General features: G+C 62.1%; 12 protein-coding genes. 3 read left to right on the top strand and 9 right to left on the bottom strand.

The genetic code is table 11. From position 1 onward, the window contains the following. Positions 1-391: 391 nt before the first annotated feature. Positions 392-1,903: an AAA family ATPase gene (locus PLL20_07965; protein HPD29913.1), complete on the bottom strand. Its 1,512-nt coding sequence runs from the start codon at positions 1,901-1,903 to the stop codon at positions 392-394. An 86-nt stretch (positions 1,904-1,989) separates the two neighbouring features. After that, positions 1,990-3,216 carry a Gfo/Idh/MocA family oxidoreductase gene (locus PLL20_07960; GenBank protein HPD29912.1) on the bottom strand — a complete coding sequence of 409 codons (1,227 nt, stop codon included), beginning with the start codon at positions 3,214-3,216 and terminating at the stop codon, positions 1,990-1,992. A 354-nt stretch (positions 3,217-3,570) separates the two neighbouring features. Here PLL20_07960 and PLL20_07955 point away from each other — a divergent pair, with 354 nt between their 5' ends. Then, positions 3,571-4,293, top strand: coding sequence for an NAD(P)H-hydrate epimerase (locus PLL20_07955; protein HPD29911.1), 723 nt, complete (start codon positions 3,571-3,573; stop codon positions 4,291-4,293). A gap of 106 nt (positions 4,294-4,399) precedes the next feature. Here the strand turns inward: PLL20_07955 and PLL20_07950 are convergent, their stop codons facing one another. From PLL20_07950 to PLL20_07930, 5 genes are all read right to left on the bottom strand, one after another. Then, a complete protein-coding gene (locus PLL20_07950; protein HPD29910.1) occupies positions 4,400-5,458 on the bottom strand; it encodes a hypothetical protein in 1,059 nt (352 codons plus the stop codon). Between the two features lie 303 nt (positions 5,459-5,761). Next, the gene (locus tag PLL20_07945; protein ID HPD29909.1) at positions 5,762-7,102 is read right to left on the bottom strand and encodes a tetratricopeptide repeat protein; all 1,341 of its coding nucleotides are present in this window, start codon (positions 7,100-7,102) and stop codon (positions 5,762-5,764) included. Between the two features lie 309 nt (positions 7,103-7,411). After that, positions 7,412-7,930, bottom strand: coding sequence for a hypothetical protein (locus PLL20_07940; protein ID HPD29908.1), 519 nt, complete (start codon positions 7,928-7,930; stop codon positions 7,412-7,414). 2 nt (positions 7,931-7,932) lie between these two features. After that, on the bottom strand, positions 7,933-9,249 hold the full coding sequence (gene ricT, locus PLL20_07935) for a regulatory iron-sulfur-containing complex subunit RicT (protein ID HPD29907.1): 1,317 nt from the start codon (positions 9,247-9,249) through the stop codon (positions 7,933-7,935). Positions 9,250-9,353: 104 nt separating this feature from the next. Beyond that, the gene (locus PLL20_07930) at positions 9,354-10,400 is read right to left on the bottom strand and encodes an alcohol dehydrogenase catalytic domain-containing protein (GenBank protein ID HPD29906.1); all 1,047 of its coding nucleotides are present in this window, start codon (positions 10,398-10,400) and stop codon (positions 9,354-9,356) included. Positions 10,401-10,501: 101 nt separating this feature from the next. Here PLL20_07930 and PLL20_07925 point away from each other — a divergent pair, with 101 nt between their 5' ends. Next, a complete protein-coding gene (locus PLL20_07925) occupies positions 10,502-13,636 on the top strand; it encodes a hypothetical protein (protein HPD29905.1) in 3,135 nt (1,044 codons plus the stop codon). A gap of 215 nt (positions 13,637-13,851) precedes the next feature. Then, positions 13,852-16,104 carry a multiheme c-type cytochrome gene (locus PLL20_07920; protein ID HPD29904.1) on the top strand — a complete coding sequence of 751 codons (2,253 nt, stop codon included), beginning with the start codon at positions 13,852-13,854 and terminating at the stop codon, positions 16,102-16,104. A gap of 102 nt (positions 16,105-16,206) precedes the next feature. Here PLL20_07920 and PLL20_07915 read toward each other — a convergent pair whose 3' ends face one another. Then, on the bottom strand, positions 16,207-17,352 hold the full coding sequence (locus PLL20_07915) for an N-acetylmuramoyl-L-alanine amidase (protein ID HPD29903.1): 1,146 nt from the start codon (positions 17,350-17,352) through the stop codon (positions 16,207-16,209). 52 nt (positions 17,353-17,404) lie between these two features. Next, positions 17,405-18,205, bottom strand: a complete 801-nt coding sequence (locus tag PLL20_07910) for a Nif3-like dinuclear metal center hexameric protein (protein HPD29902.1) — start codon at positions 18,203-18,205, stop codon at positions 17,405-17,407. Positions 18,206-18,347 lie beyond the last annotated feature (142 nt).

The following is an 18,347-nucleotide window of genomic DNA, read 5'->3' as shown; positions in this document are numbered from 1 at the left end:
CCGCTGATCCTCGGCTGGCGACATGGCCAGACCGCAACAGATCCCGAAGCGACCCTCGCGCGCCAAAAGCCGGACACCGACCGCCGACCACCCCCCGCGCCAAACGAACCCAACCGAGATCTTAAGTCGTTATCGATTAAACACTTAAGGAAAACCGTGCCCGATTCCCCGTCATCCGATCCACCCCGAACGCCTCGCCCAACCTCCCCACCCCGCCCACGTCCTTGGCCGAAAGGGTACGGATCAAGTTGCCAGGCCAGAGGGCTCCGCCGCACCCGCTTACGCGCTCTTGTCGGTGCAGATGCACAAGAGAAGGAGGGTCCGACAGGGCTCACTGCGCAATCCACCCAGGAACCGGTGGAGAGTTCCAAACTCACACGGCAGCGTCCCCTCACTTCTTCCGGGCCGAGGCGTGAACAGCCCGGTCGAAGGCCCAGGAACGAATGTGGTTGATCTGCTCCCTCATCGTCTTGGCCAGCGGAACGATCTGACGAAGCGCCGGGAACAGATGCTCGTCCGTGACGGTTTCCTTGGCCAGACGCGCAGAAACGAGGGCGGCGATCACCGCCTGCTCAATCTCCGCGCCGGTCCAGCCCTCGGTGCGCTCGGCGATCAGATCGAGTCGCAGTGTCGACGGGTCCACGCCACGACGGGAGAGATGAATCTTGAAGATCTCCAGCCGCTCGTCGTAGTCCGGCAGGTCAATGAAAAAGACCTGGTCAAACCGCCCCTTGCGGATCATCTCGGCCGGCAGAAGGTCGATCCGATTAGCCGTCGCCGCAACGAACAGCCCGGCGGGCTTTTCCTGCATCCACGTCAGAAAAAACCCAAAAATCCGGTTGAGCGCGCCCGTTTCATCCTGCTGGTGGCGGGAGATCCCGTTCTCAATCTCGTCGAACCACACCACGGCCGGTGAGACTTCCTCCATCGCCCGGCACGCGCCGGCGAAAAGCCGCTCCGCGTTACCCACCCCGGCAGAGAAAACCTGGACCATGTCGATGCGATAAAGCGGAAGGCAGAAAACGTTCGCCACGGCCCGCGCCGAGAGACTCTTGCCGCAACCTGAGACCCCCATGAGCAGGAGCCCCTTCGGCACGATCTCCGATGAAATGCTCTCGCGAGAAAAGAAGAGTTCGCGCCGCTCCATCAGCCACGTCTTGAGAACGTCAAGCCCGCCGATCTGCTCAACACCGACGGTGCCGGGAACATACTCGATCAGGCCCGTCTTGCGTACGAGTTGCTGCTTCTCCTGTTCCAGCGTCTGCAAGATGGATTCATCGAGCTTGCCATGCTCGGCCATTGCCCGTCGCAGGGCATGCCGAGCCTCATGAAACGTCAGCCCCTGCACCGCTCGCGTGAGCCGGTGGATGGTCTCCGCGGAGAGACCCGCCGAGCCGCCGGCCCCACGGACGGATTCAGCCTCGGTCCGCAGCAGCTCCTCCAGTTCCTTCAGGTCCGGCCGCGGCAGTTCAATGAAGGCCACCTCGCGGTTGATTTCCTCCGGGATGCACTTGACCGGCGAGCAGATCACCGCGAATTTGTCCGTGCCCAGACACCGATAGTAAAGGTCGCGGAGCCGACGGCGAATCTCGACGGCATCGCGCATGAACTCGTGAAAGTCCTTGAGCAAAAAAAGGCCGGGCTTGTCGTGCGTTACGACGAAGTCGAGAACTCCTCGCGGCCCATCAGGCTGGTTCTTGACCGGCTTTCCATTCTGTTGCAGGCCTTCCGTCGCGCTCCAGAGAAACAGGTCCACGCGGCCCCCGCGTCGCTGCTCGGCGATCCGCGAAAGCAACCCGATGACCCGGTCTTCTTCGGCGGACTGGATGTAAATCAGCGGTCGTCCGGCATCGATGATGCCCTGGATCGCCGCCAGACTTTTGCTGGGTGGCTCAGTGCTCATAGTCGGCAACTGTCTGAGATTCCTCCGGATGACGTTGCCCGCCGGCGCCCGCGATGGGCAATTGTACCTCGCCCCCATCCTCACGCCTATAACGTGTACTGCGGAATCTTTAACGTTTCCCCGTCCTTTAACGCCGATAGATGCGCATAGTAGCCCGGCACGGTCATATTCAGCGCGTCGATCACGTCGACCGCCGGCTTGCGCCCCCGAAGGATGGCGTCAATAAAGTCGTCGCCAAGGTAACCGTGAGAGCCCCCATGGCCGCCCGGTTCGACCCCCGGCGGCAACGCGTACTTCTCGATCTGCAAGCCCTTCGCAAGAGCCTCTTCGTACCGCTTCTTGCCCGTTGCGTCCCCGACGAACGTCTTGTTGAATCCGCCATATTCGCCGCGTATGCGCCCCGCTTCCAGGTACTCGCCTTGCGAGTAGCAGACTATCATCCGCGAAATCCCGCCCTCCGCAGTCCGAAACAGCCCGACTTCGGATCTGAAGATGTTTCCGATCGCGTTGGGAACCCGCCGGGATTCGTCGAAATCCGGCGTGCCCTGACATGAAACCTCGACGAAGCTCTTGTGCGTCACCCCGACATAATAGGCCGTCGCATGCGTCGGATACCACATCGGGCAACCGTTTTTCCTCCAATCCTTGTATGAGTCCAGCGGCGGAGCGTCGAGAGAATGAGGATGGCAATACTCGCCTTCGCTGTAGATGATGCGCCCGAACACCCCGGCCGCAAAGAGCTTCTCCATGGCATACAGATCGTCATGAAAGACGGAAGTCTCGAACATCGCATAGACCAACCCCTTGTTCTTCCTGCAACATTCCAAAAGCCTTTCGGCATCTTCGATGTCGCCCCGGAAGGCCGGAACCGCGGTAGCCACGTGCTTGCCATGCTCCATGCACAGAATGGCGTGTTTGGCATGCGACGGTGCGTCGGTGGCGCAATAAATGGCCTCGATCGAATCGTCCTTGACCATCTCTTCCAGTGACGGGTAGGTCTTCTCGCATTTCGCTTTCCGAGCCATGTCCGCACAGCGGTCCGGAAACAGGTCGCTGACCGCCACCAGTTGGACATTCGGGTGATTCTGGAGGTCGAACGCCAGACCGAACTGACACACGCCATGCCCGACAATCCCGACCCGAACTTTGCGGTCGCTGAAGGGCTTCCATTCTTTTGTCCGGTCGTGGTCGGTCTTCTTCTGGTCGACGCCCGGAATGCTCTCGGCTGCTTCAGCGCGTTTGGGCAGGAAATCTCCGATAACGGCCGCCGCAGCCGATGCGGCCAGGAGGGATCGGCGAGATACTTGTGACATGTCGGGACACTCCTCAAAACAAGCGGAAACCCCCACCTACCCAGGCAGGCTCTCTTGTTCCGCAAGTGTAATGATAGCTTTCCTCCCACACGAACGCAACGATCCATCAGACCGCTAACGCAAGGCGTCCCATTCATGTGGTGAAATGGAGCGAGTGGGGTCCCGATAGTGGCCTCCGCTGAGTATCTCTGCTGCCCTCAGACCCTGATCGCCGCTACCGGGCGCCGCTGGCGGCTTGCCCGCCGGTCGTCCCGTGCATTCTGATCATCGGCCCATGGCGTCCATTCAAGCACAAGCAAACCCGTCCACGGCTCCCAGTTGCAGTCCGCACCGCACTGCGGCGAGAATAGGGCCATGGACGAACCAACAGATCAACTGCGTCTGACCTGTGCCCAATGCCGCGCCATAGACAGGTACGCCATCGAGGAGCTCGGCATTCCGGGCGTCGTGCTCATGGAAAACGCCGGACGCAATGCGGCGGACCTGATTCACAAATGGCTTGCCGACCTCGCCGGGAACCGGAAGCGTCCGGGTCGAATCGTGATCATCTGCGGCCGCGGCAACAACGGCGGCGACGGCTTTGTCGTCGCCCGCCACCTGGTGCATCGCGGACACGAGGTGTGGATCGACCTGGTGGCTGACCCCGCCACACTCGCGGGCGACGCGGCAGTCAATCATTCCATTGTCGAGAAGATGGGCCTTCCGATCCGGCTGCTGACCGATACTGCCGCCATTTCGGAAGCGACCCAGCACTGGCGGCAAGCCGATGTGATCGTCGATGCCCTGCTGGGAACGGGGTTCACCGGGACGGTGCGCGAACCGCTGGCCCAAGTCATCCGGGAGGTCAACGCCCTGTCCGGACCGCTGGTGGTCGCGATCGACGTGCCCTCGGGTCTGGACGCCGACACCGGCCACGCGGCCGGTGAAGCCGTCCGCGCTCATCAGACTATCACTTTCTTGGCAGAGAAAAGCGGATTTGCCTGCGAATCGGCCCGGGCATATACCGGCCAAGTCACGGTGGTCGACATCGGCGCTCCCACCTCGATGATCCTTTCGCGCCTCGCTGCCGCCCGATGACCGCACCAGACGCGACCGGTTCATTGCCCCCTGTCGCGCAAAACAACGGCCGGCACAACGCCGGCCGCCGTCGTGAGTGGTTGCGCTTACCCGTCCCAGATGTCGATTACCGCGTACTGGCCTCCACCGCAGGGTTGGTCGCCGGGGAAACAGTCGACTCCGGTTGGCTGGCGGCGGTTCTGGTCGAAGAAACCCGCCCCGTCAAACGAGCCATCATCCTCTCCTGTTTCTCCCTGTGCATCCGCCGTTGATCCTCCGTCGGAATGCGATCCAGGCGGGTCAACAGTTGCCGCCACAAGTCCTCCCTGATCGGCTTCTCCAACTCGTTGAGCCGGTCGTTGAGCTTCTTAATCTCCTCTGAGGCTTTCTTCCTCTCTTCAGGGTCGGTCTTCGGCTCCGAGGCATACAGCTCTTTGAGTTGGTCGTTGAGCGCCGTCAGCTTCTCCTGGTTCCGCTCACGGTAACGTTTCGCCTCCTCCTTCAGCTCCCTCAGAATCGAGCGGGCCGTGCCCTGCTGACCGGCGTCCAAGTTGTACTCGGCAATGAACGAACTCACCCGATAGTCCCATGCGTCCTCCGGCTTGATCGGTGCAGAACGGGGTCCGACCTTGCGCCGAGGAACGTCGGTCGGATCCACGATGCCTTTGCTCCACCGATCCAGCCTCTGCTCAAACTCGTCGAACGTCTTGCTCATCTGTTCGAGATCGCGGTCATGGATCTTCCGCTGGTTCTCATCGAGGATCTCTCTCCATTTCTGGTTTCCGTCCAGAATCTCTTTCTTGATGGCAGCAATCAGCGGTCCTCCACGCCGTGCCAGATCCTTGGCTTCTTCCGCCGAAGGCAGTTCGCCTCGTAGCTGGAGGTACCAGTACTCGGCGAACAGCGACCGGACATCCTTCTCGTAGTCATTCAGGAACCGCTTGACCCGCTGAGTCAGGAGTTGGCGGGTGTACTCCTCCTGGTCCGGCGTAAGGTTGTAGTAGCGGGTCATGTGGCTGACATAATTGTCGATGATCGACTCGACGTTCCACGTCAGCGGAGACCCGGCATAAGGATTCTTCTTCGACGCAGATGCTTGTGCCTGGTCCTGATCCTGGGGCAAGGCCGTCGTCACCCCCAAGACCACCATGGCCACAAACGCCGGGACGAAAACGCTTCTTTGCATGTATCTGTCCTCGTGTAGTTCCAAGGTGCGGGCCTGCATCTCCCTCTCGGCCGGCAACCTCTCATCCCTGGTTCACCATTGGCGGGTGCGGAGGCACTTCTCGTTGTCCGCCCGACGGGCGCGATCCTAGACTCAGGCTGAGCCCCGCCCCCGCACCTAACTTATATTGCCAACCCCCAAGGAGGTTGCAGACAACAATTCAAGCCGGAACGAAACCACAGGGCTTAAAGGCTCACTTGGCTCCGAATACGCTGGAATTGATGCTAACCGATGATCTGCCCGCAGGGCAAGAGCGGCCCTCGATCAGCGCTGCCGCCCGCGTAGCCAGGAAGGGATGAGCCGCCGGCCGAGTTGCCGAAAGCGAAGACCAATGAAGGTCTTGGGCAGGGCCTTGAGACCCGCATGGTCCGGTTGCAGCGCCAAGCCCCGTTGAATCATCTGCCGGGCTTTCGTCCAGTTGCAGGTGTGCAGATAGGCCAAGGCCAGCTTGTGTATGGCCATGATGTTGCCCGGATCGAGCCGCAGGGCTTCGTGGCAGTGACTGATCCCCGCCTCGAAGTCGTTTTGGAGAAAATAGCAGACTGCCAGATTGTGATGGGCTCCCACGGCGCCGCTGTCCAGTTCGATCATCCGCTCAAAGTGGCGCGCCGCCTCCTCCGGACGACCCAGTTCCAGAAGGCAGTTGCCCATGGCCATCCGCGCCATGCAGTCGTCTGGTTGGTCCTCCAACGCCAGGGACAAATGGTGGAGGGCGTCATAGTAGTTGCCGCGACGAAGCTCAACCTCGCCCATATGCGCCCGCAGGCCGGGGCAAGCCTCGTCCAGCATCAGAGCCGACTCGAAATAACGAACCGCCCTGTCCAAGTCGTCCCGCTGCGCGGCAATAAGCCCCAGCATGGCGTAACCGTGCACAGACTGAGGATCCAGCTCCACCAGGTACTGAAACTTCGCCGCAGCACCCTCCAGATCGTCCATCTCGATCAGCAGGTCACCCAGTTCCGCAAGCAGCTCGGTATTCCCGGGATCGTGCCGCAGCGCCGCCAAGTACCCCTCGCGGGCCTTGTCATAAAGCTTCTGCGCCCGGTAGGCCTCCGCGATACGCTGGCGAACCTGAGGATAATCCGGCGCGATTTCAAGGGCCCTCTGCCAGCAGAAGATGGCCTTAGAGTACTCTGCCCGGCAAGCCAGCGATTCCGCCATGTGGTGGAAGCAGTTCGGACAGTCGGGGTTGATCTGCTGGGCAAGATAGAACATCTCCTCGGCCTTGTCGTGCAGGCCCATGCGCGTGTACGCCGCGACCCGGTGACAAAACGACGGCTCGTAGTTCGGGTCGATCTTCTCCATCTCCGCCAGGACTTCAACGGCGTCTGCATATCGTCCGACGCGAATCATGTCGATGGCCAAGGCCGTTTTGATGCCAAGGTGTTCCGGGTCAAGATCAAGCGCCTGACGATACGCCTCTACCGCCGAGTCGTAATTCTCAAGCTGGTCCAGAATCTGACCTCGCTGAGCATGCCAGATCGGATCGTTCGGGTTGATGGCGATGGCCGCCTCCAGCTCCCGCAAGGCCTCACTCCACTGTTGCGCCTCGCTAAGCTGCAGCGCCCGCTCCACGCGACTCTCGGCATCCAGCCAATCATTCATCGTCTCAGCACCCCGATATCTCGCCGGGTGGTCATTGGTGCGCTATAGATATCGGTTGGTGTCGACGCGTCCTCTGGTAAACCGGACAGAAATCATCTCCAGGTTTGTGCCCATCCGTCGCGGCAGTTATGGGGCATCCCTGGTTCCCGTCGCCTGAGCCGCATGGCTGCTTCCAACCTCGGTTATTTCACAAACCGAGACGAAGACCCGTTGCCGACTGTGTCCTCGCAGCGGTGGCGACGCTCGCCTTACCAAACGAACGGGCACAGGACGTGAATGTGGGGACCTCAAGAGGGTGACGACAATACGTCATTCACCCCCAGACCGGTAATCAGGTTCAAATACCTCATCGAACGAGTATACGTCCTGGAAATCCTCGATCTTGTCGCTGGGGAGCTTCTTCAGCCAGTCATTCTCGACCAGCGCAAAAATGATCGCTCCGATGTCCTCTGTCCGCCTGATGTTCCACTTGGCCAAGACGCTTCGGGCCATCAGCCCGTAGCGGCTCAGGGCAACGTCGCGAACCGCCCAGCATAGCTGCTGGCCGGTCACGTGGCGGTTCATCTTTTCCGGCCCCCCGATCTTCGCAAGAATGTCCGCGATATCCGGGGGAAGCGAACCGGTTTCACTCAAGCGACAAAGCGTCTCCAGATCGACGTTGTGCCGATCCATCCACCCGGCCACGACGCTCTCCTCGGGGGTCATCGGCCCGTGGACCTGCTCCGAGGCCGCTCCGATGCACTCCTGCATGAAGATGAAGGCCTCTAACGGATAGCGGCCCAACTCCGCGACGACCTCTTCAATGGGTTTCTTCGGTCGTTGGGGCATCGCTAGACCTTGGCTGAACCGCCCTCCGTCCCGCCGCTCGATCCGCCGTCCGGGCCACGCCCCGGCCGGTTTCGTCGACCACGTCTACGCGATCGGCGGCCTCGTCGGCCATGACGTTGTTGCCGCAGATTGTCGGATGGTTCCTGGATCTTCTGGCCGGCCTCCGGGCCCTTGGGCAAACTGTCCGGCTGGGTTTCGACAGCCGGGCCTGGCTTTTCGGGAAGAGGCGAGTCCGCTTGAACCTGCTCGATCGGAACATCCTCCTCGGTCGGCTCATCATATTTGGGCACGAGTGTGCGCAACAGCCGGCGGTCCGATGGGGCCGGCGCCTCGCGACGATCTCGCTGAGAACTAGAACCGTTACCCCTCTCATCCCCAGGCGGCCTGGGCGGAGGCGCCGGCAGGTTCGTCTCCAGGATCTCCTCGGCAGGAACGACGACAATGCGGTCGTCCTCCATCCGGATTCTCACCAACTGGGTGATGATCTGACGATCCATGACCTTCCCGATGCCTGCGGGTGTGCGGACCCAACTGTTGTTGCGCGGCAACTTCTTGTTCAGCGCGTCGTATGTCTCGTGCTCGTATCGCAAGCAGCACTTGAGCCGTCCGCACCGACCGCTGACCTTCGCCAGGTCAAGGGTAGTCTTCTGGAGCTTGGCCATGGACATGGTGATGGGCTTGAGAGTCTTCAGAAAGTTCTTGCAGCAGCACTCTCGCCCGCACGTTTCATAATCCGCGAGCAACCGCGCCTCGTCGCGCGCCCCGACCTGCCGCATCTCGATCCGCGTCTGAAACTCGGATGCCAGCCGTCGAACCAGTTGCCGGAAATCAACCCGCTGCTCGGACATGAAAAACAGGATGATTCGCTCGCCGCCGAGGATCTGCTCGCAATCCACGATCTTCATATCGAGCCCGTATTCCGCGGCCAGCTTCGAGGCAATGGCCAGTTTCTGGGGCGTGGTCGCCTGAATGTGTCTGAACTCGGCCAAGTCGGCTTCGGTCGCCTCGCGAAGAATACGACCGTTCTTGAATCGATAGGTCTCGTCACCACTACTGGCTTGCGTGTAGGCTTCAATCTGCTCCCGGCGAATCTGTCGTTCGCATCCGGTGCACGTCAGCGGCACGTGCTCGCCAATCTCAAGCCCCCGATCAGTCGAAATCACCAGCTTGCCGCCGCAGGTGAAGTCAAGGTTCGGTGGGTACGAGAACTCGCCGATCAGCCCCATCTTGCCGTACCGCACCGTCGTGAAAAGCTGCATCCGCTCGGCCTCCGGGCCGATTCGGTCAATCGCGCTGGCACGTCCGCCGCATTTGCCCATTCGTTGACACTGCCTCGCTGAGCTTGCACAAAGGCAACGGTTTCGCCCGTCAGCCTCGGCGACGGACGACCCCGGCCTGACCGCTCATAATATCGGACCGGCCATTAGATCTCAAATATCACCTTCACCGCCGTTCCATCCCCCGCAACGCGAAACGCCTGCTCGTACTGATCGAGAGAGAACCGATGCGTCAGCAGCAAAGCCGGGTCGATGATGCCTCGTTGGACCAGGGACATGGCTTCGGCAAAATCACGGCGGCGGGATTCGGAGGCGCCTGATATGGTGATCTGGCCGTAATGGACGGCATTCGGATCGATGGTTGCCGTTGCGCCGCCACTGAAACCTGCGAAAAGACTGATTCTGCCCGTTTTCTTGACCGCCCGCAATGCGACATTCACCAGCTCCGGAACGCCCACGGCCAGGATGGCGGCGTCGAATCTCGCGGCAACAACGAATTGATCGGGCGAGACGACCTCATCGGCCCCGAACCGCCCGGCCAGCTCGCGGCGATGAGCCACCGGCTCAACTACGGTGATCGGCCTCACGCCCTTGGCCTTGGCCAGCATCAAATGGATCAGGCCGATCGGCCCGGCCCCGAAGATAAGCAGCGACTGGGGACGGCCGTCCTTGACGCCCTTATCTTGGCCAAGCCCCATTTCATGCTGGCCGTTCAGACAGCAGGCTATCGGCTCGAGCAAGGGGGCCATCTCCATCGGGATCTGCGGCGGCAGATGAAACAGGTTGCCGCGTGAAACGGCCAGAGCCGGAATGAGCATGTACTCGGCGAACGACCCGTCCGTCGCGTAACCCAGGGTGTATCGCGTGTCACACAGGTTTTCGCGGTCGGCCCGGCAGTACTCGCACTGGCCGCACGACACCACCACACACACGGCCACCGGCTCGCCCGACGTATACCCCGTGACTCCCGCCCCGACGGCGGCGACCGTCCCGGCGCACTCATGCCCGATGGGATGACCATGCCGGATCTCTCGCGTTTTGCGACCGGTGAAGATGCGGATGTCCGTACCGCAGATGGCCGTCGCATGGACGCGAATCAGCACTTCGCCCGGCCCGGGCCGGGGCCGCGGGATCTGACGCAGGTTCATCCGATTGGGGCCTTCAAACACCAGTGCCCGCATCATGTCGGTCATCGTCGCCTCCGGCCGGATATGGTAGCATCTCATGTGCAGGGTGCGAAGCGGGCAGCGGGCAGTCGGCCGCTCGAAGACCCTGCAACAGAAGGAAACAGCCCATGCCACCGATTCCTCAACCGGTTTTTTGTCCTCGAATCCTTTCCATGCTGGTCCTCGCCGTTGTGGTCACCAGCCGGCAAGTGTCGGCCGCCCCGCCGGAAGTCCTGCGCCGCTGGGACTTCGACAGACCCGCCGACATCGAAGGCTGGCGGAAAGGAAACGGTGCGCAGGACCTGGTCGTCGCCGATGGCAGCCTGCGCCTTACCACATCTCACCCCGATGCTTATGTCTTCGCGCCCCCGATCGAGGTGCCCTTGGACGGTCTCGTCGTGCGTGTCGGCCTGCGCGGCGAGAAGAGCGGCGAATCAGCCGTTTACTGGACCACCAAAGATGATCCAACCTGGAGCGAAAAGCAGCGTGCGCCACAACACGTCGCCGATTGCGAATCATTGACCCAGCCCCGCGGCTTCGTGGACGTTGAGTTCACGCTGGGCAAGCCCGCCGACGCCGGCCGTGTCGTGACCGCATTTCGGATCGACCCGCTCAACGGCCCCTCCGCAAACAAGATTGAGATTGACTATGTCGAACTGATTCGCAAGCCACCCGTCTTCGACACGCGACTTGCAGTCAAAGCCCATCATCTCGCCGTCGGAGAACAGACACAGGCGACGGTCACGATCCGCCAACTCGACGGCCGCGGCGCGACCGGCGCTTTTGAAATCGAAATCCCCGGCATCTCGGCCGCTCAGCCGGCATCGCAGGACGTCAATGTCATTCACCCCGCCTCACCGGGCGACGCTGCCCATTCCAGGGCCATCGTGCGTTTCGAAAAGCCGGGCGTGCATTGGTGCCGGGCTCGTGTCTCGTCCGAGGAGCAAGTGCTCGCCGACTCCGAGGCCGCGGTCATTGTCGGCAAAGGCGAGTCGATGCCGACGCTGCCGGGTTTGCGGTCCGATCGCGTCCGGCTCGACCTTGTTCCCACCCCTGACAACAAGCATGTCGGGGCGGCCCGCTGGATGGTCGCCGGCCGACTTGCCGGCTGGCTGCTGCCGCTGGCCGAGATCACGGTGCTCAGCGGCGACGTGGCCGTGACGCGCTGCCCGGTCTTGGCGGTGGCCCGATCGTCACCTGAAATGGTATTGCTCAACGGACAAATCTCCGACCTGCCGGCTTGGGAAATCGAGATTCTGCTGAGCTTGAGAAGATTCGGCGAGCACGAGGCGATCGAGATTGCCGGTCGCCTGCGAGGCCCAAAAGGGGGGCAAGTGCTTGACTTTTCGGTCCCCGTGCTTCGGACAGACCGCGACCCCGCCGGCGACCCGATTGACCGTTACGCCATTTTTGGCGGTCTGGAATTCCTGGAGCCCGGCTGGTCATCATCGAGCGATCGTGCCGTGGGAGACAGGTTCGCCGACCGCTGGTCGCCCCATCCCTTCAAGATCACGCTGCCCATGATGGCCGTCGAAGCCGGCCGGATGACCTCGGCACTTGTATGGCAGCCGGCGGTTTCAGGCTCTGAGGCCGGTCCCTGTGCCACTTTCGCATCGCCCAACTTCCTCGACGGACAATCCAACCACCTGATGAAGCTCTCCGTGCCTGCTCGTGAGGAAAATGAGTCGTCAGCCCGACGGCCGTACGCACTCACGAACGACAGACTGCTGAGTATTCAGGCAGTGCTCGTCGCCGAGCCCGACGTTCCCGTCGCTATGGCCGCCCGCTGGTGGTACGACGTATTCGGCGCGCCCACGCCACCGCCTCGTCGTTACGACGATCGCCAGATATACGACCTGATCGCCCGCAGCCTCGGCCAGACGATTTACTGGCCTCAAGAGAACGGTTGGCGGCATCACTGGTACATGGGCAAAAGCAGCCACTACAATCCGGAAATCGCGGCCACGCTCATCGGCCACTACATCGAGACCGGACAGACGCAGTGGGTGGATCACACCGGGCTGAAAGGCAAGCAGATCATCGATACGGCGGTCCCGCTGTCCGCGCGCCTGGTCCACGAAGCACCGTCGAGAAACGCGATGGCCGCCATGCGACCAGACGGCACTTGGCCTTTCACCAACACCGACGAAATACGCAAGACCTGCCGTGAGCTGACGCAAGGCAAGTACGACAGCCTCGGCGAAGACGGCTCAACCTGCGTCGGCACCTGTGTCCAGCAGGCTCTACCGATCCTCAAGTACGCTCATCTCACGGGATCCGGGCCTCAGATCGATGCCGCCCTTAAAGCGCTCGACGCCATGCGGCGCTTCCGCGTACCTCGCGGCGCCCAAGTCTGGGAGGTGCATCAGCAGATTCCCGACATCCGGGCCGCCGCCCTGGCGACCGAGGCCTACCGGATGGCTTACGAGATTACCGGCAATCCGCAATGGCTGGATGATGCCTCCTATTGGGCTTGGTGCGGCGTGCCATTCGTCTACAGTTGGCGCGTGCCCATAGAACACCGCGGGGGGTTCCTGGTGGCGACTCGCGACAAGGACGACTGGAACCGGCACTCCATTCCGCTGGCCGAAGCCTACCACAGCGGCCGGCCCCAGGTCACGCCCTACGGTACCGTCCCAGTCCTCGGCCTGACGTTCTACGTGGTCAACTGGTTCGGCGTACTCGTGCAGTGGTGCGGCCTTGAATGGGCTCAGCATGTCATCGAACTGGACGCCTGTCGTCCCGACCCGCTGCTGCGGTACATCGCCGACGGCGTGGTCCTCAGTGGCTTGCAGCAGATGATGGACAAGGAGCCGTGGGTCGGCCTCTACCCCGACTCCTGGCATACCCAGACCAACATCGCTTACCCCGCCCTGATCTATCCGGGTCTGCTGATGCGTTGCCTCCAGGCACAAGGCCGGCTGCCCAACTGGTGCGAACCCTGGACGCGCGTCGTCCGCGATAAACTCGGCCACCGTCGCTGGCATGTCAGTTCCTGGGGCAAGCCCGTTGAGGTCGCTCCCCCGGTCGCGGGCGGACCATGGCACGTGAAAGTCGCCTTCCCGGCCGGCCAAGACAACGAACTGCTCGTGACCAACGTCGACAAGCCGCTCGCGGTCCGCGTCGGCCAGGATGTCCTTGACTCCCTGGCCCCCAACGCCGCGCCAACGGCTCTTGGCTGGCGCTACAACGCCCAACGGCGAGCCATGCTTGCGCGATTCAGGCAAACCCTGCCGACATCGGAGATTCGGGTTACCTGGTAACCGGATCAATCGCTCGCTTGCACCCGCAGAGATGTGCGGGCGCTTTTGTTCTTACTGCTCGTCGAGTAGGCTTTGATCCGGCAGAACCTGTGGCGTCACGTCGCCGCAGGCAGGCTGTGCCACCACCGGCGGGCGACCATGTGGTATTTGGCGTAACCCCATGGCCCAGGTTCATGGAACGGACGCCCCTGATCGACGCACGGGATTGACCGACTTTGAAGTGGACTGTGTTGACATCGGTGTTGCTGCCGGTCGCATTGTCGGCCTGTGATTCGCGCCCGGCGCCGCCGGCGTCTGCTCCGGCCGGCGATCCCGCGAGCCAGGCAGCCTCGGCACCGGCCCCCGCCGGCGCCTGGGGCGGCTCGGAGTCATGCAAACGTTGCCACGAAGAGGCCTACGCCGAGTGGAAGACATCGCATCACGCCAACGCCCTGCGCGACATTGTGCCCGATCTGGACCATGAGGCCTTTTCGCCTCGCCGCGAGATCCGCCACGGCACTCAGACCTCATATGCCGACATGCGCGACGGCCGCCTGGTTCTGACCACCATGGGGCCCGACGGCAAGCAACAAGACTTTGAACCTATCGGCGTCATCGGCGTCGATCCGTTGTGGCAATACCTGATCCCGTTCCCGGGCGATCGTCTGCAGGTCACCGAACTGGCCTTCGACCCCGCGAAAAAAGAGTGGTTCGACGTCTACGGCGCCGAAGACCGCCAGTACTGGGAATGGGGCCACTGGACGCAGCGCGGCATGAACTGGAACGACATGTGCGCCGTCTGTCACACCACGAGTTTCCAAAAGGGTTATCGCTCGTCCGACGACAGCTACGCCTCGACCTATCTTGAAAAAGGCGTCGGGTGCGAGCAATGCCACGGCCCCATGCAGGCCCACAACGACTGGCAGGACCAGCATCCCGACCAGCCCGGCGACCCCACCATCCCCGAGTTCGACCGCGACCGGTACACCGAAACCTGCGCCGGCTGTCACGCCCGCCGCGGTACATTGACCGGCAACTTCATCCCGGGCGAGAAGTTCCTCGACCACTATGACCCGGTGATTCCCGACCTTTCTGACATTTTCTATCCCGACGGCCAGGTCCGTGAGGAGGATTTCGAATATGTCCCCTTCTCACTCAGCCTGATGTACGCTTGGGGCGTGCGGTGCATCGACTGCCACTACTATCACGGCGGCAAGGTCGCCACCACCGAGAACAGACTGTGCCTTCGCTGCCACGAGAAGGGCATCGCCACCAAGCGGCCGATCGACGAGGTCGAGCATAGCCGCCACCCGTCCGACAAGCCCGGCTTCAAGTGCGTCGATTGCCACATGCCGCAGACGGTCTACATGGCCCGTCATTGGCGCCGCGACCACGGCATGACCATCCCCGATCCGATGCTCAACAAAGAGCACGGCATCCCCGACGCTTGCATGCGCTGCCACGAGAAGGAGGGCCTTGACTGGAACATCAAGTACGTCCGGGAGTGGTACGGCGACCGGATGGACCGTCCGACACAAAGGCGAGCGCGGCTCCAGGCCCGGCTCAAGGCCGGTGATCCGTCCGCCGCCCCCGACCTGCTGGCCATGCTTCGCGAGGAGAAAAACGCCAACTGGCGGGCGGTGAACCTCAAATTCCTCGATGCGGTGCTCCAGAGCCCGGACCCATCGCCGCTGCGGCAAGCTGTGGCGATTGAGTTCGTCAGTCGGCTGGGGGATGAATCGCCGCTGGTCCAAGCCGTGGTCATAGACGCCCTTGAGCCGTTGGGTCAGAGCGTCACCCAGCTATTGGCTCCGATGCTGGCCAGCCCAAGCCGTCTGGTGCGTATCAAAGCCGCGTGGGCCTTGCGAAGGCAGATCGATCTGACCTCGTCGCCTGGCCGCGAGCTGACCGCGTTTATCGAGTATCGTTGCGACCAGCCCATGGGAGCCTACCAGCAGGCTCGGCTCCTGATGGACACCGGACGTTCCGCTCAAGCGGCTCCGTGGTTTGAGCGAGCCCTCAAGTGGGATTCACGACTGGCTCCCGCCCGCCACGAGTATGCCACGCTCCTGCAACAGCAGGGGCGGTCCTTCGATGCGGTCAAGGTGCTGCACGACGGCACGCGGATAGAACCTAATAACCCCTATTACCCCTATTGGCTGGGTCTGCTCTATAGCGAGATGGGAGAAAACCTCGCCGCCCGCGATTCGCTCCGGGCCGCCGTCCAGCGCGATGCCTCGCAGGCCCGTTTCTGGTACAACCTATCACTGGCCGAGCATAAGACCGGCGGCACCCAAGAGGCCCTTGACGCCATCGCCCGCGCCGAACAGCTTTCGCCGCGAGCACCGTTCTACCCCTACACGCGGGCTACCATCCAAATGGAGTCGGGCCAATCCGACCTTGCCCGCCAGGCCCTCAACCGCTGCCTCGAAATCGACCCCCAATACCGCCCGGCCCTGGAAATGCTCCAGGCAATGGCGAACCAGTGAACGCCTCGCGGATGCCGCTGTTGCGCTCAGGCCTCCATCAATCCTCCTGACAGTCTAGATGACTAATTGACTAACAGACCAATAGACCCACAGACTGCTGCCCTACTCGCTCTCCTCCGTGGCCGGTGCGGGCACCGGGGCCGTTGCGGCCCTCGCGACCGGTCGGTTCGGTGGAAGCTTCTTGACGACCTTCAGCTCCAGCGACGTTTTCGGGTTCGACTGCTTGAACAGGTTCATCAATCGGACCTCCAAGCGAATCGATCCGAGCTTGAGCCTGCTCGGCAGGGGTACCGTAAGCAGGTTGGTCTGCTTGTCGAAGGTGAACGGCAGGTCTTTTCCATCTTGTCGCACGACGATGCTGTCGCTCAGGATCAGCGGCCGGTCCCATCCCCAGCTTTTGCGGTCGCGGATGCCGTCGTTCAGCTCAATCAGGATTGCCTTCGCACCGCTCTCCGGCAAAAGCCCGTCTGGCGGGTCCAGGAGCTGCACGCGAGGAATCCCCGCGTAGGCGTACCGGGCCAGCCCGACAAACAAGGCGTGAGCCTCGCGGCGGTTGTACTCGGGGTTTCGCAGCCGCGATTCCTCTTCCGGATTTGAGTGAAACGAGCACTCGCAAAGAACTGCCGGCACCTTCGCCTGCCGCAGCACGGCAAACCCGCTCTTGGCATAGATCAGCTTGTCACTCATGATTGGGCAACCAAGCTGCTGAGGAAGTCGCAGTTCATCCATAAGCGCCACCGCCAACTGCCGGGCGACGTCCAGGCTGGCCGGGCTGTGATCGGGATCGTCGTGGTACCAGACCGAAACGAAATTCGCGTTCGGGTTGGCATCGTTGGCGTTGTGATGAATCGACACGAATACATCGCAGTCGTTGCGATTGGCCATCTCGACCCGAAGCCGCTGGTCTTCCCGCTCATCCTCGGCCAGATAGATATCCCGGGTCCGCGTCATGTACACCTTGGCCCCGCCGGCCTCCAGAAACTCGCGGAGATACAAGGCCACCCTCAGGTTCACCTCCGCCTCGCGCAGACCCGTCGGCCCCCGCTTGTATCCCTTCCGGTTGGCACGGCCGCCATGTCCCGGATCCAGGCAAATCTTCATCCCCTTCAAGTAACCCGCGTAGATCGGAGCCGCGAAAGGGCCGGTCGTCGGCAACGGTGCCGCCGGCGGAGGCGGAGCCCCCTCCTCATCCCCGCACCCGCCCAGAACGACAAGAATACAGAGAATGCCTCTGAAAGATCGACGCATCCATGTGTTCACGGACCCATACCCCGTTTGGGCTTGATTTCGCCCTCCGCCCTTAGTCTTCATCCTTCGCCGTCACCACCTTGAACGGGCAGTTTGTCGGTATGTACTCGATCTTCACTTCGGGGAACTGCCGCTTGAGGTACTTGGCCAGGTTGATCATGCCCGGCTCCTCGCTGACGGTGTGATCGACCACGATCAGCGGCATGCCCATGTCCAATGCCCAGCGGGCGTCGCGCCACCAGGTGATCTCGGTCACGATGCCGACATCCGCCCCGATGCGATGAAACTCGCGGGCGCTGGTGATCGCCCCGGTGCCGATCGCAACCTTCGAGACTCTCTTGTTCTGGTCGCCTATGGTCAGGACGGCATCCTGGCCCAACTGCCTGACCCGACGGCCGATCTCATGCGCCAGGACGATAACCGGCTGCTCCTTGATCGGCATCACCTTCCAGAATGTCTCGGCGTTGATCGGCTCGCCCGTCAGCCCAAGGAACGCCGCCCAACTGTCAAGAATACCCTCGTTCGGAAAGCGATCCCACACGTCGTGGCAACGGTACACCACCATCCCCGTTTCCTGCAGGAACGCCCGTTTCACCTTCGTGCAGGTGTCGTTGTCGTAAGCCTTCTCGTTGTCCATGTGCGAGTAGAACGTCGGCTCGTGGGTGATGAACAGGTTGCACCCCCGGGCATGCGCTTCCCGCAGGTTGGCAATCGAACTCATCCACGAAACCGCGATTCCTCTGATCGGCGTCGACGCGTCCCCGGCCTTGAACGTATCGCACGTCCCCGACCAGTCCACGTACTTGCCGATCTCCCGCATGTGCCGATCAATGTCTTTTGCTGTCAACGGCATGAGATTCCTCCGTTCACTCGCCCGATTCCGCTCCTGGCCCTCAGTATACGCTCAAACCACGACGAGCCGCCAGGCAATCGCAGGAGCGCATCGCGAAAAGGGTAGCATGGCCAGGCCCCTGCCTGCTGGGGCACGGCCAAGT

It is taken from the genome of Phycisphaerae bacterium (assembly GCA_035384605.1).
GTDB lineage: Bacteria > Planctomycetota > Phycisphaerae > UBA1845 > PWPN01 > JAUCQB01.
The sequence above is the reverse complement of the archived record's forward strand: the minus strand, read 5'-3'. Positions and strand labels throughout refer to the sequence as shown.